Raw genomic sequence first — 22484 nt, forward strand, 5'->3', positions numbered from 1 at the left:
TTAATTATGGGTAATACCCAAACTTTCGCGTAATAAATTCAGGCGTTCAATATCACCATCACTGGCAGCCTGTTGAAGAGATTTCGTAGGTGTGTGAATTAGACGATTCATCAATTGATGTGAGAGTTGCTGAATAACTTTTTCTGCATCTGCGCCATTTTGTATCAATGTGATGGCTTTTTCTGTCATTTCTGCACGTAGCATTTCAGCACTGTCCCGATATTCTCTAATCGCACCCACAGCACCTTGCGCTCGTAGCCAATCCATAAATTGTCCACTTTCTTGTTGAACAATATGTTCGGCTTGAATAGCAGCCGCTTGGCGTTGTTCGCGGTTATGTTGAATAATCGCTTCTAAATCATCGACACTATAAAGGTAGACATTATTGAGTTTTTCAACATCTTGTTCAATATCTCGCGGAACCGCAATATCCACCAGCAACATAGGTTGATTGCGACGCTTTTTAAGCGCCCTTTCAACCATCCCTTTGCCAATAATAGGCAAAGGACTTGCGGTAGAACTAATAACAATATCAGCTTGCGATAAACATTCATCAATCTCTGATAATGTAATAACATCCGCATCGACTTCATTAGCTAAACGCTGAGCACGCTCTTTAGTTCGGTTAGCAATAATGATTTTTTTAACTTGATGTTCACGAAGATGACGAGCAACTAATTCTATCGTCTCGCCTGCGCCCACTAATAAAATAGTCAAAGAGGATAACGATTCGAAGATTTGACGCGCTAATGTACAAGCAGCAAAAGCAACAGAAACGGCATTAGCACCGATCTGTGTCTCTGTTCTCACTCTTTTCGCAACTGAAAAAGACTTCTGAAACAAACGTTCCAGCTCTGAAGAGAGCGAGTCATAATTTTGGGAATCGGCAAAGGCTTTTTTAACTTGCCCTAAAATTTGAGGTTCACCTAATACGAGAGAATCTAAACCACTTGCCACTCGCATTAAATGGCTGACAGCTTGATTATCTTGATGCCAATAAACACTGTTTTTCAGCTCATTTGGCTCTATTTGGTGATATTGACATAACCAGCGAATAAGCTGTTCATGACTATTTTCTTTGTCTTCCATACTAAGATAAAGCTCAGTACGGTTACAAGTAGACAGCACAACACCACCTCTGACAGCAGGTTGCTGTAAAAGGTTATTTAAGGCATCACCCATGGTATCAGGAGAAAAAGAGACTTTCTCACGTAAAGCAACGGGGGCTGTTTTATGATTAATACCTAATGCTAATAACGTCATATCAACTATATCGAGTTATGAATAAATACCGCCTCGCGACTTGACTTAGTGTAAACCTAAAACAGCGCATTTAGTATGGACTCTTCATTCCCGCCATTCTACTTGATGAACAGATTCAATAAAAGAGCTTACTTGAGTGATAAGAGATTTCTATACACAATTTAACGAAATATCGTTATATCATGAGGTTTATGATACTCTTTTTTTCAACTAATAACGAATTAAAGGAATGTCTCAGCTATGCGTTCACGCTTTTTTTCAACCAAACAACTCCTGCGCCTTATCCCGCTAACGGCGTTGTTGCTGAGTGCCTGTAATCTAAATCAGATAAAGACACAAGGTTCAGCATCTGATAACGATATGCAATGGCAAGCTCGCCAACAAGCATTAAAGAAAATTTCACAATATGAAACTCGAGGCGCTTTTGCTTATATCGAAGATACAAACAAAACCTATGCCCGATTCTATTGGCAAGACAAAGCAGATGAGCGTTATCGTTTATTATTGACGAATCCGCTAGGTACCACTGAGCTTGATTTAAATGTTATGCCAGGTGTCATTGAAGTCACTGACAATAAAGGTAAAAAGTATTATAGCGATAACCCAGCAGAGATGATCTACCAACTTACTGGCATGGTTATTCCACTCAAAAATCTACGTGCTTGGCTTGTTGGTTTACCGGGTGATGCAACTCATTTTGAGTTAGATGCTAATCACTTATTAAAATCTGTCACATTACCAGCACCTGAAGGTGATTGGATCGTGACTTACCAAGCTTATGATTCAAGTACCACCCCCAACCTGCCACAGCGTCTTGAGTTAAAACAAGGCGAACGCATCATCAAATTAAAAATGGATAACTGGGATATACAGCAATGACTCTAAGTTGGCCTTCGCCTGCCAAATTAAATCTTTTTCTCTATATCACAGGGAAACGCTCGGATGGCTATCATAATCTACAAACATTATTCCAATTTTTAGATTATGGTGACACATTAACGATTACTCCTCGTGATGATACTCAGTTAACTATCTTAACGCCGATTGAAGGCGTAGAAGATAAAGATAATTTAATTATTAAAGCAGCTAAATTACTGCGTGATTATTGCCAACAACATCATATTCCTTTGAAGTATCAAGGCGCAGATATTAGTGTTGATAAAAAGCTACCAATGGGTGGTGGCTTAGGCGGAGGCTCTTCTAACGCCGCAACCACATTAATTGCACTTAATTACCACTGGCAAGCGGGTTTAAGTGATGAAACCTTAGCCGAATTAGGGGTAAGTTTAGGGGCTGATGTCCCTGTTTTTGTAAAAGGTCATGCTGCGTTCGCTGAAGGTGTTGGTGAAATTTTGACCCCAGCAGAACCAAAAGAACAATGGTATTTGGTTGCACACCCTGGAATTTCCATTCCAACCCCGACAATCTTCACAGATCCAGAATTAAAACGTAATTCGCCTATTCGCTCTCTTGGCGCATTATTAAAGGCTCCGTTCGAGAATGACTGTGAAATGATCGCAAGAAAACGTTTTCGTGAGGTTGAATATCTGCTTTCGTGGCTGTTAGAATATGCACCGTCACGCTTAACTGGGACAGGTGCCTGTGTGTTCGGTGAGTTCGGATCACAAGTTGCCGCTAGTGAAGTGTTAATTAACGCCCCTGAGTGGGTGCATGGGTTTGTAGCGCAAGGCGTCAACATTTCTCCTCTGCATTTATTCCGCTCAAGGATACCTGTGTTATTGCACCCGTAAGATGATGTTTACAAACCCTATGTTCATAAACACGTTCTTTACAGGTCAACAATATCTCTCTCTGGACGCAAGCCTGAGGTTTTTCTCGTGCCCGATATGAAGCTTTTTGCTGGTAACGCAACCCCGGAACTGGCTCAACGTGTTGCCAACCGACTCTACACTAGCCTAGGAGACGCGGCTGTAGGTCGTTTTAGCGACGGTGAAGTCAGTGTGCAAATCAACGAAAACGTACGTGGTGGTGATGTATTTATCATTCAATCAACCTGTGCACCTACTAATGATAACTTAATGGAATTAGTGGTCATGGTTGACGCATTACGTCGAGCTTCCGCTGGTCGTATCACTGCTGTTATTCCTTACTTTGGTTATGCCCGTCAGGATCGCCGTGTTCGTTCAGCCCGTGTTCCTATTACGGCAAAAGTTGTTGCGGATTTCTTATCTAGTGTAGGCGTAGACCGTGTTTTAACCTGTGACTTACACGCAGAACAAATCCAAGGGTTCTTTGATGTACCGGTTGACAATGTCTTCGGCAGCCCAATTCTTTTAGAAGATATGCTTCAAAAAGATTTGGACAACCCTATTGTTGTTTCTCCAGATATTGGCGGTGTTGTTCGCGCTCGTGCTATCGCTAAACTGCTAAACGACACTGATATGGCTATTATTGATAAACGTCGCCCTCGTGCTAACGTTTCTCAAGTTATGCATATTATTGGTGATGTTGCTAACCGCGACTGTATCCTTGTTGACGATATGATCGACACAGGCGGTACATTGTGTAAAGCAGCTGAAGCGCTGAAAGAACGTGGTGCGAAACGCGTATTTGCTTACGCGACTCACCCAATCTTTTCTGGTAATGCTGTTGAGAACATCAAAAGCTCTGTTATTGATGAAGTGGTTGTCTGCGATACAATTCCGTTATCAGCAGAAATCAAAGCATTAAATAAAGTCCGTTCATTGACTCTTTCTGGTATGCTGGCTGAAGCAATTCGCCGTATTAGCAATGAAGAGTCAATCTCTGCGATGTTTGAACATTAATTTGTTATAACATTCATTGCAATTTGAGATAACTAAAAACCCGCTATAGCGTTTGTTATAGTGGGTTTTTTTGTTGTTTTTTCTAGATTAAAAATTTTAGGCAACAAAAAACCCGTTATTATTAAACGGGTCTATAGATGTGTATTACAACACATAATGACAACTTTCATTCACCTAATATCAGTTTTAGCTTATTTGTTTTTTTATCTGTCCTGATATTTATTTGTGATAACAACATTATGGATAACGGTGATTATCATGGCGACGATAACGTTCATCATGATTACGTAACCACCAATATCTTTCTGCTATTGTTTCTCTACCCCCGATACGGGCACCTGCTAGCCAAACCAGAGCACCAATAAAGATCCCCATTAAAGAGATATCGGCTAAAAATTCAGGCAATCCTAATGGGAAAATATGACTAAGAAGCGTATAACCAAGACTACCGAGCATTACTATCATCCCCGTAGCCATACATAAATTACCAACTGCGAATGCATGTTTATATTTCATGTTGCACCTCCAAGCGCGTCGTCAGACGATTCAACAACAAAATACATCGAATAACCTTTTATTCTTTGTAGTTATTATAGCCATAAATGCTAAGAAGTTATTGTCGAAGGGATCACATCGCTCCGAAATTTATTGATAATTCTTAACAAAAAATGTGTTTTTATCTTTCAAAAGAAGAAAATAGCGCCAAATTTGTCACTTTCGCTTTTTTTGTTAAGTCAAAGAAGTGATATTTCCTCTGACTATCATTTCAAAAAACATTCTATGCAATCTATTTTGTGCTTCTGTGCTTAGACGGGTAAACTATGGGCTTTCTTTTAAGACGATAACAGTGAAAGGCTATTGTGAGTAAAATTAAACTTATCGTCGGGTTAGCAAACCCCGGTGCAGATTATGCCCAGACTCGCCATAATGCGGGAGCTTGGTATGTAGATTTATTGGCTCAACGTCATCAGCAATCTCTAAAAGAAGAGAGCAAATTTTTTGGTTACACCGCACGCATTAATTTAAATGGTAATGATGTTCGTTTATTGGTTCCGACCACTTTTATGAATTTGAGTGGTAAAGCAGTACAAGCAATGGCGAATTTTTATCGTATTGAACTTGATGAAATTTTAGTTGCACATGATGAACTCGATTTACCGCCCGGTGTTGTCAAAATGAAATTAGGTGGTGGTAATGGCGGCCATAACGGATTAAAAGATATTCAAAGTAAGTTTAGCAATAATCCAAATTTCTATCGTTTGCGCATTGGTATTGGTCACCCTGGTGATAAAAATAAAGTTGTTGGCTTTGTATTAGGCAAGCCACCAATGAGTGAACAAAAATTAATTGATGACGCTATCAATGAAGCACTTTCGTGCACAGATATTTTAATGCGTGATGGTTATGAGAAAGCAATAAACCGCTTACATAGCTTTAAAGCATAATCATTGCATTGATAAATTAAGCAATTTCAATATTCAGAGGGTAAAATGCCCTCTTCTTTTGTGCGATTAATTCCTGATGATTTAATCAAACAGGGATTTGCTCTATAATAGCGCCAAATTTTTTTAACAGCACACAACAGGAATACTCCCTTCTGTTGTTTTTATGTGACAAGGTGAACGTTTATGGGATTTAAATGTGGTATCGTCGGTCTGCCTAACGTAGGGAAATCTACACTGTTTAATGCCTTAACTAAGGCAGGTATTGAGGCAGCCAACTTCCCATTCTGTACTATCGAGCCAAACACAGGTGTTGTTCCAATGCCTGATCCTCGCTTAGATAAACTCGCTGAAATTGTTAAGCCACAACGTATTTTACCTACAACAATGGAATTTGTTGATATTGCTGGCTTAGTAAAAGGCGCATCTAAAGGTGAAGGTTTAGGTAACCAATTCCTAACGAACATCCGTGAAACTGAAGCGATTGGTCATGTCGTTCGTTGTTTTGAAAATGACAATATCATTCACGTTGCGGGTAAAGTTGATCCTGCTGAAGATATCGAGACTATCAATACTGAATTAGCGCTTTCTGACTTAGATACCTGTGAACGTGCAATGCACCGTAATCAGAAAAAAGCAAAAGGTGGCGATAAAATTGCTAAAGCAGAAATGGAAGTGTTAGAAAAATGCTTACCGCATTTAGAAAACGCTGGCATGTTACGTGCTTTAGATTTAACGGAAGAAGAAAAAGCAACGATTCGTTATTTAAGCTTCTTAACGTTAAAACCAACAATGTATATTGCAAACGTTAATGAAGATGGTTTTGAAAATAACCCATATCTTGAAACTGTTCGCAAAATCGCAGAAGCAGAAGGCTCTGTGGTTGTTCCTGTTTGTGCCGCTATCGAAGCAGACATAGCTGAGTTAGAAGATGCAGAACGCGAAGAATTTATGCAAGATTTAGGCATTGAAGAGCCTGGTTTAAACCGTGTTATTCGCGCGGGTTACTCATTACTGAACTTACAAACTTACTTCACTGCTGGCGTTAAAGAAGTACGTGCATGGACAATCCCTGTAGGTGCAACAGCGCCACAAGCCGCAGGTAAAATCCACACTGACTTTGAAAAAGGTTTTATCCGTGCTCAAACTATAGCTTATAACGATTTTATCACTTACGGTGGTGAACAAGGCGCAAAAGAAGCTGGTAAAATGCGAGCAGAAGGTAAAGAGTATATCGTTCAAGACGGCGATGTAATGAACTTCTTATTTAATGTGTAAGCCTACACTTAAGTCTCACACTGTTTCAAAAAGTATCACTTAATAATAAAATAGCATAAAATTCATGATATTAACTGGGTTTTATGCTTTTTTATGTCTCATTAAGTTTCATAAAAGCTCGCGATTAAATGAGTTAGGATATCGACCTGATGCTATCGAAGCACAATTAGCCCATATGGACTCAAATAGCGTTAGACGTTCATATAATCATGCAACTTATCTTGAAGAGCGCAAAATCATGATGCATGGGCGTGTTGGCGTTGAAATATAACGATATTTATTATTTTTCAGCAAAACCTACAATTCAACCTACACTTAATTAATCCGTTGATTTATAGGTAGTTATTATTTATCTGATGTTTTTAGCATTATAACGTACAAAATTCATACCCACACCACAAGAACACGCTTATATGAATAAATACGATGTGTTTAACAGCGAAGGAAAATTTGCTGATGGTTCTGATGAAGAAGTGCTAGCTAATAAGCTAGGGCTTTCAAACGTTGATGATATCAATGATGCTGAGCTTGTCCTGTTAGAAAAACTGTATCAAGTCATTTTTGAAGAACAATTTTCCACTGAGCAAATTACCGTATCACTTATTCAGCGTTGGCACCGCCAATGGTTAGGGAATGTTTACGAGTGGGCTGGTCAGTTACGTACGGTGAATATTAGCAAGGGTGGCTTTATGTTTGCCCCTGCGAGTCGAGTTGCAAAGTTACTTGCTCAATTTGAAAAAGAGTTTCTAGCGAAGTACACACCCTGCACCAATATGAGCCGAGAACAAGTCATAGAAGCTATAGCCACAGTGCATGTGGAGTTAATTCTGATACATCCGTTTAGGGAGGGGAATGGGCGCTTATCGCGCTTACTTGCTGATGTGATGGCAGTACAAGCAGGCTACCAGCCGTTAGACTATGAACGTTGGACTCAACACCCCGAGCAGTATATTGCAGCAATCCACGCAGGGTTAAACCTTAACTATGAACCCATGAAATATTGGGTTAACGAAGCCTTGAAAACGAACTAAATCGCGAGTTTCAAGTGCCCAAACTTCTCACGCTTCGCTTTCATCTCTTCTTCAAGACGACGAGACTCCTGCCCTGTTTCAATCGCCGTAGAGGTTGCTACCGAACGAATAAGTTGAGTACGAGTTGGTCTTGTTGCTTGAATTAATTCATTCTTTTTCATGGTAGTCTCACTTCAAACTGAAGATAGTGCATTTTATCAGCTTTGTTTTATATGGCAATATAGATCACTTTTCTAGTTAAAAATTTTACAGCACAATGTCACTTCATTTCCATCTGCTTTGAGCGAACTGAGGAAGTTAGAAGTTACTCTTACATCTTATGTGAGAGCTACGTTAGTTCCAAATCAAAAACCGACATCAAGGAGGTTATATGATTTGGGCAAATGTAACCTTAACGCAGCTCATAAAAAACATCTATATTCAATTAACTAAGCGCACCAAGATAATGCTTTAGTGACAAAATCATCCGAATCATCGCATATGACCACTTCAAAACTTCTATCTTTGGCTTGGTACTTAAACATCTCTATTTCACCGTCAATACTCTTCCTGAGCGAGTTTGATAAACGGGTCATCCCTTGGGGTTTTAACACAAAAGCACTTTTTGAATTAGTTTTTCCCTTGGAGGCCATATTTACTAAAGAAAGATCTCTCATTGCTTCATAAAAACGAGTGGACCTTCGCTCAACATCTAAATAATCTGCAGATATTACTGTCGCAACATCACTCAATCCATTTTTTCTCATCGGAATATATGCGGACAAATCTTGTTTAACTTCTAAATATGGATTGTCTGGAATATAACCTTTATAAATATCCGGAATTTTATCTTTTAACGTTGTTAATAGCCTTTTGGCTGTCAACGGTGAGTATCTAGATTTTCTCTCTTTAGCTTTATATGCAGTTACTACTTGGCCCATTAATTGCTCGGTCAGTAAAATAGCACTATTAGAAAAAGCAATACCTTGATCTCTAATTTTAACTTGGGGAGTATCAATATCACCTGATATCGTGTTACTGCTAACCCTTGAATCATGTGAGCAAGTAACTTACGTCGCATCACATCACGATGCCACTTTTTCCATTCCCCATTTTTTGTTTTTCGCTTTGTCGTATTAAATGGTTGCTCAACCTCATTCACGACAGAAAGCCCATGCCTATTTTTCTTTCCTATTTTTAGATACTCGTCAATGAGTTGATTTATGCTTTCGCGTAGCTCTGTTGTCTCTAATTTCCAATGTTCCAGTATTTCTGATACATAATCGTTGGAATAGAGCTTTTTAACATCAATTCATACAGTGTTTCGGGTTTCTTACGCTTATCAAAATATTCGTCAAATAGGTATAGCGATCTGTACGTTTAAGATAATCCTTTCGTTTACCGGGAAATAAAGCTTTAAGGACACTTTTAGATAAAGCAAATTCTCGGCACTTATGGGTTCCATAGCTATGTTGGATAATTTTAATGATTTTAGCTTGTTCCAAAAACTCTAAACCGCGTTCTAAGCCTAAATCGCGACTTTGCTTAAAAATCATAGGAAATTTCTCTTTTCCCAGTTCAGCGGAAAATGGTACTGAATACGTCCACTCTTTATCTCCTTTAAACCTCGCTTTTTTCTTCGTATTTTTGCTAACCGTCGCACTACAGATAATATGCTGTAAGAACAAGCCAATTTCACTGTAATATTGAGGTTTATGACGTTGATCGACGGTATTATCAAAGGGAACGCTCAGAACAATTGCTTTATAGGCTTCTACTGTAGCTTCTGTAACAAGAATGTTATCTTTGGTGATATATGCTGTCATTTCAATTTACCATGTTGTTAATAGTAAATTGAATTACGCAAATACCTTTTTTAGTGGAGTTACCGCTAACCCCATTTTTTAGTAGGTAATTAGAAAAACCAAGAAAGCGTCAAACACCCGTGCCAGCTACTCAAAGCGATCAGTTAAGAGCAACAACTCGCGGTCTAGGCGAAAATAGCAAATCCCAATATCCCCATACTATAGCCATATATAGATAACGTATAGCACAGGAAGAGTGGCAAGGTTTATGGGTGCCGAATGAGGCTGGCTGGGAAAGCCTCGGTGAGGAAAACATTCATCAAACAAGAGGAATTGGTGAGTGGCCTGACTTCCCCAATAAAAGCATGAAACCGTTGGTGCATGGTCTGCAAGAGGATGGAGGGGATTATTTGCGATATTTGATTTATTGGAAAAGCCAAATTTAGCCTCACATTATTCAGAATTGTGCTAACAGGTTAACTGTTAGCACAATTAAATCTGACAATCTGGTTTGAGCGAGAAGCGGACATATGAACCGCACATGTCATTCAATTACAGTCATGATAAGTATTATTATGTATTTTGTATGACTATTTTACTCGAAAACTCACCAAAATATGGTCTGAGAGCCTTTCTCATTGACTCTCCACTTTCATTGTGAACCATTCTAACTACTAATTCAGCAAGTTGGCCGTTAGCTAGCCCCAGATGCTTACTAACTTGGGATGAAAGACTTTTCCTGTTATAAAGCTTTAATGCAAGAAGATAATCACATTTCTCAACTGCATTTTTAAACAGAGATAAACTTTCATTATAAAGTTCTTTAACATTAATATTTGACGTCAACAAGTTGAGAGCGTTACTAAGACCATCGATCCCTTTTGCTTTTTCATCGAAGCAATTAAGCATGAATTTGATTTCGCTAGCCACACGCAGTGAAATCTGAGTATCCAGCTCAGAGGATATTGCACGGAACACAAAATCTTTAACTGATTGTAGATCTTGATCTGGATTTCTGACTAATTGTTCACTAACTAAAGTTATAACTTCTGGAACGCAAAAGAGATTTTCAACTTCTGCTACGCTTAGAGTATAAATACCATACTCTAAAAGAGATTGAATTTCCCCTTCAACACGTCTATCCCTATCAATAATACCAGAAACTTCCATATAATGGAGTTCTTCACTGGTTCTTAGAGCTTTAACATTTTGTATTACTTGGCTACAAGAACCAGATGGTATCACTAGATAACTATTTAACACAGCACGGTAAAGGGATACATCATAGCTTCCATTTTCCCCCTCTACAAAAACAATTGGCTTTCTACTGCCCAATATTTCAATTAGTAAACTTTCTGGTAGACCTTCTACATCGGGAACATATTCCCAATCCCAACAGGAACCATCATAACCTTTTAACCAGATTTTCTTTGCTTCATGCAGTGCTGCAGCAAAATCAGTATCATGAGTCATATATACAAACAGGCAATCAGGTCGGAGTTTTTCTATATCCTTCCATAATGGAACTTGCACAGATTTGTGAAGATGAATTTCTGGTTCGTCTATGATAATAATTCCATTTTCAGGTGCTGCAAGACATTGCCCAATTAGATAGAAAATGACTCGCTCGCCGTCGCTCATTTCTGAGGGGTTATAGACAATATCGTTATTTCCTTTTACTCGTGTTTGAATTGTCAAACCACCTAAAACAAGTTCTCGGTGAGGTAAGGTTTTTTCCCAAATGTACTTAACCTTATCTAATTTAGTTGTCAGTGGTTCAACTCTTTCGTCTGAAAGCTTTACTAATTCAATATATTTCGAGTTCACTTCAACTTTGTCTGAAAAGAGGTACACCATTAATTTATCATAATCATCTAATGATGATGTGGCAGGTTTCCTTGTCCAGCGCCTATGCTCTTTATACCAAAGTGTTTCCAAATTTTCCAAATCCGTGCTTCCATAGAGCAAATTATTCTGTGCTTGTTTAAGCGAAGTTGGTGTTGTATGGTCAGGCATCGTTAAAGCCCGTTGAGCGGAAATACGATGAACCATATTTTTTTGAGGAGATTTAAGATCCATCCATGTCCCAAGGCGAGACTTTCCAGAACCATTCGCACCTATAATAAGCACACTCTGATTAGTCTCTATTTCTTCTAGGCTATTATCTTTTTTAGGTAGTAGAATGGAAAACGAATTACTCATTTTTTTGCTTGCCTTATTTGCGTGGGGTTTGATTAAAAATTAACATCCTATTAGATGCCACTATTTCTTTTATCAGGTCACAATTAATTGAAGGTAACTTTTATATGCATTTTTAGCAAAATATTAATATAAAATAATTTCATGATAATAATATCCAATAGTGATAGGAAATTACGCAAAGTGTCCGCTTCTGGTACCAAGCTGCCTGTCAGATTATGTTATACTCTATGCAATAGATTAGTGTTTTATACTGATGTAATTTTACTTTGATAATCTTATAAGTACTATTTTAGCAGACACCTTGTTCTAAATGAGTACACCGCTGAGTGAAAAATAAACAACTTAAAATTAAATCATTATAAATCAAAATGATACACAATAAATTTAGGTTTAATGTGCAATAGCTATTTATATTAAACATCATATCTAAACCCACGAATCATTCGTGGGTTTTTTATCGATATTTCATTTTAATTTAAATCTTGTCATTAAAAAATTTCCTTCCATTAACTAATAATTACAAATAGAAACTACAATACTCACTATTACATTCACGTCTTTTCCTGAACCTATTCGTATACACTTTCGTCACCCAAAGCACATATTTTAGATATCAAAAGATAATTTATCTTTCTAGTAACTCACCTATAAAACTATTAATCTAACTCTTTTTAGCTAGAACCTTCATTTATCATATATTATAACTCTATCTTATTAATAAAATCCTACTGATTAATTTCTTTTAAAAAATAATTAATTGTAAAAATTAAATTATATTTAATTTACAGAATCATAACTATCACCTCTTATTTAATTACAATAAAAAACATTTGAAATATTTATGAATAAGGCTAATACTTAATTCATAATCAGTTAATGATTATTGTTTATTAAATAAAGGAAAGGAATGACTTCACCATGAATAATAATTTTCAATCTAATGTGCGAGATAATAGTGATATAGAAAATAATAAAAATAATTATTGTCAATGTGGACAAGAAATAATTACAAACTTAAATAATTATATTAATAAACATCCTGAATGTACTGTTTATCAAAACTCATTAATGAGCAGTTTGATTGCAGGTGTTTATGATAGTGATATCACAATTGCTGAATTATTAAAGCATGGTGATTTTGGTTTAGGCACATTTGAACAACTTGATGGCGAACTCGTTGCATTCGACAATAATGTTTTTCAATTACGCTCTGATGGTAGTGCTCGTGAAGCTTTGCATTCTCAAAAATCTCCTTTTGCTGTAATGACATTTTTTAATTGTGATATTGAACATCACTTTTCTTATGGTGCATCACAAAAAGAGATACACAATATCATTAATCAGTATGTTCCTTCTGACAATCTATTTTGTGCGATCAAAATTGAAGGCGAATTTGAATTAGTCAAAACACGTACCGTCCCCCGTCAAACACCACCCTATCTTCCGATGTTAGAGGCTATCGAAAATCAACCTATTTTTACATTTCACAATGAGACCGGAATTATTGCTGGATTTCGCTCACCACAATTTACTCAAGGAATAAATGTTGCAGGGTTTCATGAACATTATATTAATCAACAACGCCAAGGCGGTGGTCACGTCCTTGATTATTATTTAAAACAAGGTACCTTACAAATCGGTGTTATTTCCCGCCTTACTATTGACTTACCCTGTCATTCAACTTTCCTCCAAGCGAACTTAATGCCAGATAATCTTCACCAGGCAATAGAGCAAGCCGAAAATTAATTTAAAAGCCGCTTCATTTTATTCTCAATCTAATTTTTTATTCACTTGCAAAATTAAAGAAGGCTATATGAATACTCCTCATTGGAAATGTGGTGCAGATTTAGTTGTCAAACAATTAGAACAACATGGCATTAAACAAGTATTTGGTATTCCGGGTGCAAAAATAGATCGTGTATTTGATTCTCTTGTTGATTCAACTATTGAAACAGTGGTGGTCCGTCATGAAGCTAACGCTGCCTTTATGGCAGCCGCAGTTGGACGTTTAACAGGCAAAGCGGGAGTCGCTATCGCAACATCGGGACCTGGATGCTCTAATCTTGCGACAGGCATCGCCACAGCCACATCAGAAGGCGATCCATTAGTTGCATTGGGAGGAGCAGTAAAGTCCTCAGATAGATTAAAACTAGTTCATCAAAGCATGGATACCGTTACCATGTTTAATCCGATCACTAAATTCTGTGCAGAAATTGATTCTTCAAAATCTATTTCTGAAACCATGGCTAATGCCTTTCGCCATGCAGAATCAGGAAGACCAGGTTCGGCTTTTTTAACTTTTCCAATGGATATTTTAAATAATGAAGTTGATAGCCCAATATTAGTACCAAAATCAAAATCTAATATGGGGGGCGCTAATAATGATGCTATCCAAGAAGCCGTTAAATTACTACTGAATGCTAAAAGCCCCGTTATTTTATTAGGACTACAAGTTAGTTACCCTGAAAATGCATTAGCATTACAATCACTACTCGATATTTGCCCGCTCCCGATTGTAGGCACTTATCAATCAGCAGGTGCGATCGCTCAACGCCATTTTCCTTTGTTTGCTGGCCGTATTGGCTTATTTAATAATCAACCGGGTGATGAGTTATTATCTCATGCCGATTTAGTGATTACTTTGGGTTATAGCCCTATAGAATATGAACCGTCATTATGGAACCACAATAATGCCAATATTATTCATATAGACGAGATCCCTGCTGAAATTGATTTAGCTTACTGTCCTGATTTAGAATTAACAGGTAATATCAAATTAACAATTAATAATTTAACTCAGTATTTTGCTAAACAATCTACATCTCAAATTACACTCTCAAATAATACTCGTCAGATTTTAGAGAAAATTCGTCACCAAAGAGAAATTTTACAACAAAATAGTTATTTTCGACATGGTTCCCCTATTCACCCTTTAACCATCATCCATGAGATGCAAAATATTATTGATAACGATGTAACACTCTGTATTGATATGGGAAGTTTTCATATATGGCTTGCACGTTATCTTTATAGCTTTAGAGCAAGACAAATGTTAATTTCTAATGGACAACAAACTATGGGAGTTGCATTACCTTGGGGAATTGGTGCTTCTTTTGTTCGACCTTCTGATAAAATTATTTCTGTTTCTGGTGATGGTGGCTTTATGCAATCGTCCATGGAATTAGAAACTGCGGTTCGTTTAAATACAAATATCTTGCATATTATCTGGGTAGATAACGCTTATAATATGGTAGAAATGCAAGAGCAAGAAAAATATGGTCGTTATTCTGGCGTAAAATTTGGTGCAATTGATTTTAAACGTTATGCTGAATCCTTCGGAGCTAAAGGATTTTCTGTTGAATGTGCTTCTCAATTACGTACCGTCTTGCATGAAGCAATGACTGTTAATGGCCCTGCTGTTCTTGCTATTCCCGTCGATTACTGTGATAACGCTAAATTAATGGAACATATAAATTATAATTTGATTATTTAGCATGATACAGAACTAATCACAAAGAAGCTACCAAGAAGAATTAAATCAAAACACAAAGCCCACTACAAATGAGCTTTGTGTTTTTTAAACGAAAACGTCTCATATTGGGCTTCCAAGCCATATTCTCAATTTAAAAATATTTTTTATTTAAATCGTGTCCAATATATTGTTATATGTCGATTAAACATTATATCTACTTCTAAGTTTAATAACCGTAATAACTTATCTAACTTTACTTTTTGTGGAGTGCATTATAACTATCTTTAAACATCTCAAAGTCTTTATTAAATAAGTCATAATAATTAGTTTGTTCAATAAGTTTTCTTTTACCTTTGATATAAAGAGAAAACTTACTCCAACTTGCATTCATCCCTATCTCATCAGGAAATAACATATTTACTAGGTCTTCATGGCTAACAACTATCGTTTTATCACCACTTACAATAATATAATTTTTATTTTTCTTATCGCTCCAGTCAACTGTTTTATTATTCCAAAGATTTTCTTCTTTAGCAAAGTCTTTTATTTCTTCTATTTCAAGATAACTATTGTATAAAGACCTTCCTTTTTCCTGAATAGCTAAGTCATCATGATAAACAGTCAATGCCATCAATTTAATAAAACATCCATTTTTTTTCATCATGTATTCTTTGACTTTTTCATTATCAAGTTCACTGATTAGATCTAAATTAAAGGATAAAATACCAGAAGAGAGCTTATCAGAATACATGTTAACCTTCTCTTTTAAATACTTAGTATTTAATAAATTTTCAGCAAAATCTTTAATAACACCATCTTCTAAATAATATTTCTTAGACGTTATATTATCAATTATTGAATCAATAGGAAATGATTCCAACTTCACCTCACCACTATTATTTATTGATTCTATAATCTGTTTTACAAGTTTTATTTTTATTTCTTTGTATTTATCATCTATTGTATTTATTGTATTTAATTTATTTAATGTATTACCACTTAACTTTCCGTTTAAGAGATAAGCACTTTCAGTTTTATTAAAAGATTTCGTTTTAGAATTAAGTTCGACACCATCGAGATTTTCATTTATAAAATTAACATTACTTAGATTAGAAGCTAAAAAATCAAATTTAATATCTTTAAACTTTTCATTTTCAAAATCTTTATTTCTATTACTCAATGTGATGTCCTTATTTTTTATTTCACAACTTAGTAAGTTACCTGGGAGAGAAGTATTATTTAAAGATAGATTGTTATGTGTCAAATCAGGCGCAGATAATGCTCTATTAGATAAATATGATTTTAAATTTTGCAATACGTTAATCATGATGCTCCCCTATGTAATTATATCGAAATAGATTAAATAGTTTTAATCTGTTTTATATTCATGTCATAAACACTATAAAAATCATTAATCAAATACGCTATAATAAAAGGAACAACATTAAGATTTAAAAATATTATAAAATCATTGTCGTTTATAGTTACCACACTAACCATCTGCTTATCAACAGAACAGGTAGCAAATCCACTTTGCCAAAATTCCGTACAATACAATAGTAAATATGAAATGTTGGAATGCTACAGCTTTAGTCAGTAATACTGGTAACGATTATAAAGAGTAATACTGCAAAATCGAGTTTAAAGATAAATTAGGTTATATGCCCTTTTCTATCTTATAAACAGAATAAATTGTATTTACTCTTATCTCGCCTAATAATAACAACCTTTAGAATTAGCTAACTTCACTAATGCGGTGTAATTAATCATAAGGTAAATCATCATGTCTCAAACACAGTGTCCCTCTTCTCATGTCCGCTTTATTGCGGTTCGCCTTATTCCAGGTGAAGATGTGATTGTGGCATTACGACAGATAATCGCCGATAATCAACTGCAATCGTCTTACATTGCAGGTTGTGTAGGTAGCCTAACCGATGTTGCATTGCGTTTTGCAGGACGCGAAGAAAATCGCTATCTTACTGGTAAATTCGAAGTTGTCTCACTGATTGGCACATTAGATGCCACCGGCGAGCACCTTCATTTAGCCGTATCAGATGAAAATGGAATTATGTGTGGTGGACATATGATGCCAGGTTGTACAGTGCGCACGACGCTAGAGCTCGTTATTGGTGAGTTAGAGCAAGTGACTTTTAGCCGTCAGCCTTGTGAATACTCTGGTTATGAGGAGTTGGTCATCACACCGCGTTAATCGTCTTTTTTGCAGAGAACCTTATTGACGCAAAATAATAAAACCAATAATAACTATCCTTTGTAAAGGCTTTTTAAACTATGTCTACAACTCCTCAAATTTCGAGCCGCACTCTTGTGCTCATTGTCGTTTCTATTGCAATAAATATGATCGGTGGTCAAATCACCTCAATGGTCAAACTTCCTATCTTTTTAGACTCTATCGGTACACTTATTTGTGCCTTATTAGGTGGCCCATGGGTTGCATTATTTACTGGATTATTAACCAACTTATTATGGGGATTAATTAGTGGTCCAATAGCGGCTGCATTTGCACCCGTTGCCATGATGATAGGATTAAGTGCAGGTTTATTAGCGCGTGCAGGCGGTTTTCGTTCATTAATTCGAGTTATTGGCTCAGGCACTATTATTACTTTAGCGTTAATGATCGTTGCCGTTCCAATTCGTACTTATTTATTTGGTGGTGCCACAGGCAGTGGTGCAGATTTCTTTGTCGCTTATTTCCATGCGGTTGGTGAAGGGCTGATTGAATCCGTTGCAATCACTGTATTAGGTGCCAATCTCGCCGATAAAATATTATCAGCGATTATTGCTTGGTTATTAGTACGTCAATTACCTCAAAGAACACAACGTAATTTTCCTGCAATGGCTAAGGTTCGCTAATAATGCATCCCTTTACCTCACTGGCATTATGGCTTTGGCTAAGTGCTAGTGTGCTTTTCTTATCATTAAGCTTACCACTGTTGATTATCAGCAGTGGTACTTTTATTGGCTTATTACTTTGGAAAGCCTCTCGCTGGCGTTGGCGTCTTATTGCATGGTTGATGATCCCCATGGCGATAGGTTTATGGTTAGTTCATAGCGGTTGGCTTGCTTATTGGTTAACAGGTGGCATTTTAGATACCAGTAAACAAACCATGGCAATAACGCTATGGCTAAGATTATTAGCAATAATAAGTGGTGCTCAATTGTGGTTGCAGTACACTACAACTGAACAATTTATTAGAGCCTTATTTGCTAGCCGCCTACCTATAAGCCTTTCCTATTTATTTGCAGGTCCTTTGTTACTTGTAGAACAGCTACGCCAACAATTACACAATATAAGAGAAGCACAATTAGCACGAGGTGTACCTCTTGATGGTTCATTTTGGCAACGCCTAATAACATTACCTGCCATTATCCTACCACTGATTAGTCATGTATTAAGTGATTTGACTATTCGTAGTGCTGCATTAGATATGCGAGGATTTCGTATTATTGCAAAACGTACCACGCTTTCTCCTCCTGTCGATACACCACTACAAGAGATGTTACGCTATTTTATTTTACTGCTTATCTTTGTTGAAGGAGTTATTTGGCTATGGTATTAAATCTTCAGCAATTTAGTTTTACCCCCAAAGGCGACGAAAAACCTATTCTTGGCCCTATTGATCTGCAACTAAAACAAGGGGAATGGCTTGTTGTTTTGGGAGGAAATGGCAGTGGAAAAAGTCTTCTTGCCCAGCTATTAGCAGGTTGGTATCCCGATTTATTAACAGGCTCTGTACAAGGCTTGGGTATTGTACAAAACATTGCTCTAGATAAGGGTCGGTTAGTATCACTCGCCCCAGGAAGACAACTTGTTCAACAATCCCCTCAATTACAACTTTCAGGTTGTGCTTTTACAGTAGAGCAAGAGATTGCTTTTGGCCCTGAAAATTTAGGGCTAAGTGATAATGAAGTTCGATTTCGTGTAAAAGAAGCAATGAAGTTAACACAATGTGACAACCTTCGTTTTCGCCCGCCTTCTACTCTTTCTGGTGGAGAGGCACAGCGTGTTGTGATTGCAAGCGCTCTTGCTATGCACCCCAAATTATTATTACTTGATGAAGCATTTAGTCGTTTAACACCTAATGCAACACAACAATTGCAACAACGCATTAAACAGTATGCACAAGAGCACAAATGTAGTGTGATTATTTTTGAACGTAACTTATTGCCAGCAATAACACTAAGTGAACAATTTTTATTATTAGAAGCCGGAAAAACAAAAGTTGCAGGCGCCTTAGAAGATATTTTTCCTTTTTTATTTACAACAATTAATGCACCTGATGCTTGGCTAGCTTTAAATTGGTTAATTGAAAATCATCATTGGAATAAAAATATTGTAAATAACGATAAAGCTTTACTTAAGGCTTTTAAGGAATTTTATGTTACAGCTTGATAGAGTAACTTATCGTTGGAGTGAAGATGTTCCACCTTGTATTTCTCAATTATCTTTAACGTTAAATCAAGGTGAATGGATAACACTCGTTGGTGATAATGGTGCGGGTAAATCAACCTTATTACGTTTAATTGCAGGATTGTTAACGCCAAATGAAGGTGAAGTAACACTCAACCATCAGTCATTATCTCAAATGAAAGCTGAGCAACGTGCTCAATATATTGGTGTATTATTCCAAGAACCTGAACGACAAATATTTCATAATACAGTAGAAAAAGAAGTCTCTTTTGGCCTAAAGCAACGCAAGTTTTCTAAAGAAGAGATTAAAAAACGTTTAGATGAAACATTGATGCTTTGCGGTTTAAGTGATGTTGCTGATGTTCATCCTTTAGATTTACACGCAGGTCAACGCAGAATGGTTGCTGTCGCTAGTTTGAGTATTTTATCTCCTCAAATATTACTGCTTGATGAACCGACTCGCGATTTCGATGCATATTGGCTAACATGCTTTGAGAACTGGCTTCAGGTACAAAAAACATTAGGCACATCTGTTCTTGCTATAAGCCATGATCTTGATTTTACGGCGCGTCATTTTCAGCGGATTATCCATTTATCTTCAGGAAAACTAATTGCTGATGGCACCCCTGAAAGCGTATTAATGAGTTCAACACTGCAATCCCTTTCAGATATACCTGCACCTACGCTATACTCATTAAGCCAAAAGTTAAAATTACCGATTAAAAATTCTCCCATTGAATGGGCTACAATGCTAGTTGAAATGAATAAAAATCGTCAAATTAACGCATAATACTCTTAAGGTTTATTTATCTATTATTAGTCTTCGTTGTTGTTTATTTTCTTGTTGGAGACAATAAAATGGAACTTATTCACTCTCTATTAAATTCATTGGGTCATTTATCTCCTATTACACTTTTTCTTTCCATTATATTAATCACAGCAGGAAAATCGACTATTGGTATTTCTTCATTCTTGCCTCCTGCATCTTTAATGTTAATCTTTATTTTCAGTGCCTGCTTACCTTTTTATTCACCCGTTTTTCTTTGGTTAGCAACCAGTTGTGGCGCACTTTTAGGCTCAATTATTAGTTATGAATTAGGTCGTTCTATTTATCGATTTCCTCGACTTAAAGCATGGGTTAAGCGTTATCAGGCAAAAATTAATCGTGTTCAGCAACTACTGAAAAATAAAACTCACTACATTTTATTTATTTCTCGATTCCTTGCAGTATTTCGTTATTTAACCCCTTTCAGTGCCGGTTTGCTAAAACTACCTACATACGGTATTTACATTACCAGTGCTATTTCTGCATTAATTTGGTCAGCGATGTTTGTGCTGATTGCGACAGGTGTACTTTCCATTGCGCTATAAGGTCTGTAATTATTACTAAACTTTACTTATTTTCTTAACACTAAAATAGCCTATTTTTCTCCTTTCTTTATCAGATGATTTAACGATTTTCTGATCCGTCTATTTTTTCATTTTATTTTTTATTATCGATTAATAGGCTATTTTTTAGCTAATTTTATCGTTTCGCTAGCAAGTTATTAATATTTTCTTTTGTGTTTTATGATTATCACCATAATTATGATTAAAAATTGCATAATTACTATGTTGATCACAAAGTGTTATTTTTTTGTTTCAATTTAATTAATCTACCTCACAATTTCTTAACGTTCCTTATTTCTATAAAAGTTGTCATGTTGTATACAAGTTGGTGTGAAACATTCACCTGCGTTTTTATGTACAGGAACAACATCATGAGAATAAGAAAAACAAAGCTTGCCATCGGTATTGTTGCTGTTATTGCTGTTGTCTCATTAGCAGTAATCGGCAAAAAAGAGAATGCGAATAAACAATTTCTCTCTGTAGCAACCGCTTCAACAGGAGGAACGTATTATCCGATGGGAGTGGGTTTAGCAAACGTATGGAGTACACATCTTAAGGATAGAGGTGTTCAAGTCACAGGACAATCTTCTGCAGGCTCAATAGAAAATATCTATTTAATGCAGAAAAATGAAGCTCAACTTTCAATACTACAAAGCCTTTTAGCCGTAGAAGCTTATGAAGGCGTGCGTAATTTTGAAGGCAAACCAGAAAAAGATCTGCGCTCAATTTCTATGCTATGGCCTAATGTTGAACACTTTGTTTTAATGGATAACAAAGTAAAAACTGGCACGTTAGACGATATTCGCGCGACTAGCTTTTCTGTAGGCCCTCAAGCTAGTGGTACTGAACAATCCACGATTATTATTCTTCAAGGCGTTAATTTAACTAAAAAAGATATTACCCCTGAATATCTGGGATATGGCGATACCGTTTCTGCCATGCGAGATGGTCGCCTTGATGGAGGTGCATTACCTGCTGGAGTACCCGCTTCTGCGGTAACTGATATGTACGCAAGTGGTGTCAGTGCAAAATTACTCGAAGTCACAGATAAGCAACTTGATGATATCAATCATGTGGCGAATTCATGGTTCCGTTTTGAAATCCCCGCCAATACCTACCCTCGTCAAACTGAAATGGTTAATACGATTGCTCAACCTAATATCTTAATGACCACAACCAGTATTGATGACGAACTGGTTTATGAGTTGACAAAAACCATGTTTGAGAACCTTCCTGAGGTTCACCAAGTTCATAGTGCAGCTAAGTACATCACCACAGAAAATGCATTAAAAGGTGTTTCTGTACCATTACATCTAGGGGCTTACCGCTACTACAAAGAAATCGGGTTAGAGATCCCTGATTACCTTATTCCACCAGAAGCTCAAACGCAGACTAATAATAAATAACA

At 36.6% G+C, this 22484-nt stretch carries 23 protein-coding genes and 1 pseudogene; 17 read left to right on the forward strand and 7 right to left on the reverse strand.

What is annotated here, in order from left to right; all coding sequences use genetic code 11:
• Positions 1-1263: a glutamyl-tRNA reductase gene (hemA, locus tag GWI59_RS14170; RefSeq protein WP_109847385.1), complete on the reverse strand. Its 1263-nt coding sequence runs from the start codon at positions 1261-1263 to the stop codon at positions 1-3.
• A 240-nt stretch (positions 1264-1503) separates the two neighbouring features.
• On the opposite strand from hemA, the gene lolB reads away from it, so the two are divergent.
• The 3 genes from lolB (at position 1504) to prs (ending at position 4049) form a co-directional block, all read left to right on the forward strand.
• Positions 1504-2142 carry a lipoprotein insertase outer membrane protein LolB gene (gene lolB, locus GWI59_RS14175; RefSeq protein ID WP_006536558.1) on the forward strand — a complete coding sequence of 213 codons (639 nt, stop codon included), beginning with the start codon at positions 1504-1506 and terminating at the stop codon, positions 2140-2142.
• Positions 2139-3014, forward strand: coding sequence for a 4-(cytidine 5'-diphospho)-2-C-methyl-D-erythritol kinase (ispE, locus tag GWI59_RS14180; protein WP_161724971.1), 876 nt, complete (start codon positions 2139-2141; stop codon positions 3012-3014). The genes lolB and ispE overlap by 4 nt, the downstream gene beginning before the upstream one ends.
• A gap of 87 nt (positions 3015-3101) precedes the next feature.
• Complete coding sequence (prs, locus tag GWI59_RS14185) at positions 3102-4049, forward strand: ribose-phosphate diphosphokinase (RefSeq protein WP_036912921.1); 948 nt, start codon at positions 3102-3104, stop codon at positions 4047-4049.
• A 237-nt stretch (positions 4050-4286) separates the two neighbouring features.
• On the opposite strand, the gene ychH is transcribed toward prs, so the two are convergent.
• Positions 4287-4565: a stress-induced protein YchH gene (ychH, locus tag GWI59_RS14190; protein ID WP_006536555.1), complete on the reverse strand. Its 279-nt coding sequence runs from the start codon at positions 4563-4565 to the stop codon at positions 4287-4289.
• Between the two features lie 344 nt (positions 4566-4909).
• Here ychH and pth point away from each other — a divergent pair, with 344 nt between their 5' ends.
• From pth to GWI59_RS14205, 4 genes are all read left to right on the forward strand, one after another.
• Positions 4910-5494 carry an aminoacyl-tRNA hydrolase gene (gene pth, locus GWI59_RS14195; protein ID WP_109847384.1) on the forward strand — a complete coding sequence of 195 codons (585 nt, stop codon included), beginning with the start codon at positions 4910-4912 and terminating at the stop codon, positions 5492-5494.
• A 183-nt stretch (positions 5495-5677) separates the two neighbouring features.
• The gene (gene ychF / locus GWI59_RS14200) at positions 5678-6769 is read left to right on the forward strand and encodes a redox-regulated ATPase YchF (RefSeq protein ID WP_072064039.1); all 1092 of its coding nucleotides are present in this window, start codon (positions 5678-5680) and stop codon (positions 6767-6769) included.
• 64 nt (positions 6770-6833) lie between these two features.
• Complete coding sequence (locus GWI59_RS17465; RefSeq protein WP_115065385.1) at positions 6834-7040, forward strand: hypothetical protein; 207 nt, start codon at positions 6834-6836, stop codon at positions 7038-7040.
• Positions 7041-7182: 142 nt separating this feature from the next.
• The gene (locus GWI59_RS14205; RefSeq protein ID WP_006536549.1) at positions 7183-7800 is read left to right on the forward strand and encodes a Fic/DOC family protein; all 618 of its coding nucleotides are present in this window, start codon (positions 7183-7185) and stop codon (positions 7798-7800) included.
• Here GWI59_RS14205 and GWI59_RS17470 read toward each other — a convergent pair.
• From GWI59_RS17470 to GWI59_RS14215, 3 genes are all read right to left on the reverse strand, one after another.
• Positions 7797-7961 (reverse strand): hypothetical protein, encoded by a 165-nt coding sequence (locus GWI59_RS17470; protein ID WP_006536548.1) that lies wholly within the window; start codon positions 7959-7961, stop codon positions 7797-7799. The genes GWI59_RS14205 and GWI59_RS17470 overlap by 4 nt on opposite strands.
• Before the next feature lie 267 nt (positions 7962-8228).
• Positions 8229-8720, reverse strand: a complete 492-nt coding sequence (locus GWI59_RS14210; protein WP_109847383.1) for a hypothetical protein — start codon at positions 8718-8720, stop codon at positions 8229-8231.
• Between the two features lie 366 nt (positions 8721-9086).
• Positions 9087-9605: a hypothetical protein gene (locus GWI59_RS14215; RefSeq protein ID WP_115065386.1), complete on the reverse strand. Its 519-nt coding sequence runs from the start codon at positions 9603-9605 to the stop codon at positions 9087-9089.
• 251 nt (positions 9606-9856) lie between these two features.
• Between GWI59_RS14215 and GWI59_RS14220 the strand changes: the two genes are divergently transcribed.
• The gene (locus GWI59_RS14220) at positions 9857-10030 is read left to right on the forward strand and encodes a hypothetical protein (protein WP_006536543.1); all 174 of its coding nucleotides are present in this window, start codon (positions 9857-9859) and stop codon (positions 10028-10030) included.
• A gap of 127 nt (positions 10031-10157) precedes the next feature.
• Here GWI59_RS14220 and GWI59_RS14225 read toward each other — a convergent pair whose 3' ends face one another.
• The gene (locus tag GWI59_RS14225; RefSeq protein WP_161669350.1) at positions 10158-11786 is read right to left on the reverse strand and encodes a DUF4435 domain-containing protein; all 1629 of its coding nucleotides are present in this window, start codon (positions 11784-11786) and stop codon (positions 10158-10160) included.
• A gap of 918 nt (positions 11787-12704) precedes the next feature.
• Between GWI59_RS14225 and budA the strand changes: the two genes are divergently transcribed.
• Positions 12705-13532 carry an acetolactate decarboxylase gene (budA, locus tag GWI59_RS14230; RefSeq protein ID WP_161671601.1) on the forward strand — a complete coding sequence of 276 codons (828 nt, stop codon included), beginning with the start codon at positions 12705-12707 and terminating at the stop codon, positions 13530-13532.
• 67 nt (positions 13533-13599) lie between these two features.
• A complete protein-coding gene (gene alsS / locus GWI59_RS14235; RefSeq protein ID WP_006536537.1) occupies positions 13600-15279 on the forward strand; it encodes an acetolactate synthase AlsS in 1680 nt (559 codons plus the stop codon).
• Positions 15280-15511: 232 nt separating this feature from the next.
• Here alsS and GWI59_RS14240 read toward each other — a convergent pair whose 3' ends face one another.
• Positions 15512-16585: a hypothetical protein gene (locus GWI59_RS14240; protein ID WP_161706475.1), complete on the reverse strand. Its 1074-nt coding sequence runs from the start codon at positions 16583-16585 to the stop codon at positions 15512-15514.
• A 456-nt stretch (positions 16586-17041) separates the two neighbouring features.
• On the opposite strand from GWI59_RS14240, the gene GWI59_RS14245 reads away from it, so the two are divergent.
• The 7 genes and pseudogenes from GWI59_RS14245 to GWI59_RS14275 all read left to right on the forward strand — a co-directional run bounded on the left by GWI59_RS14245 (position 17042) and on the right by GWI59_RS14275 (position 22482).
• Positions 17042-17467 (forward strand): PPC domain-containing DNA-binding protein, encoded by a 426-nt coding sequence (locus tag GWI59_RS14245; RefSeq protein WP_006536534.1) that lies wholly within the window; start codon positions 17042-17044, stop codon positions 17465-17467.
• Between the two features lie 80 nt (positions 17468-17547).
• Positions 17548-18129, forward strand: coding sequence for a hypothetical protein (locus tag GWI59_RS14250; protein WP_006536533.1), 582 nt, complete (start codon positions 17548-17550; stop codon positions 18127-18129).
• Between the two features lie 2 nt (positions 18130-18131).
• The gene (locus GWI59_RS14255; protein ID WP_109847374.1) at positions 18132-18836 is read left to right on the forward strand and encodes an energy-coupling factor transporter transmembrane component T; all 705 of its coding nucleotides are present in this window, start codon (positions 18132-18134) and stop codon (positions 18834-18836) included.
• Positions 18827-19669 carry an energy-coupling factor ABC transporter ATP-binding protein gene (locus GWI59_RS14260; RefSeq protein WP_161724973.1) on the forward strand — a complete coding sequence of 281 codons (843 nt, stop codon included), beginning with the start codon at positions 18827-18829 and terminating at the stop codon, positions 19667-19669. The genes GWI59_RS14255 and GWI59_RS14260 overlap by 10 nt, the downstream gene beginning before the upstream one ends.
• Positions 19656-20297: pseudogene (locus GWI59_RS14265) on the forward strand (energy-coupling factor ABC transporter ATP-binding protein); the annotation flags it as partial. The gene GWI59_RS14260 and the pseudogene GWI59_RS14265, both read left to right, overlap by 14 nt.
• Before the next feature lie 248 nt (positions 20298-20545).
• On the forward strand, positions 20546-21058 hold the full coding sequence (locus GWI59_RS14270; protein ID WP_006536526.1) for a DedA family protein: 513 nt from the start codon (positions 20546-20548) through the stop codon (positions 21056-21058).
• A gap of 389 nt (positions 21059-21447) precedes the next feature.
• The gene (locus GWI59_RS14275; protein ID WP_109847371.1) at positions 21448-22482 is read left to right on the forward strand and encodes a TAXI family TRAP transporter solute-binding subunit; all 1035 of its coding nucleotides are present in this window, start codon (positions 21448-21450) and stop codon (positions 22480-22482) included.
• Positions 22483-22484 lie beyond the last annotated feature (2 nt).

This window comes from Proteus sp. G2673, from assembly GCF_009915125.1.
Lineage (GTDB): Bacteria > Pseudomonadota > Gammaproteobacteria > Enterobacterales > Enterobacteriaceae > Proteus > Proteus penneri.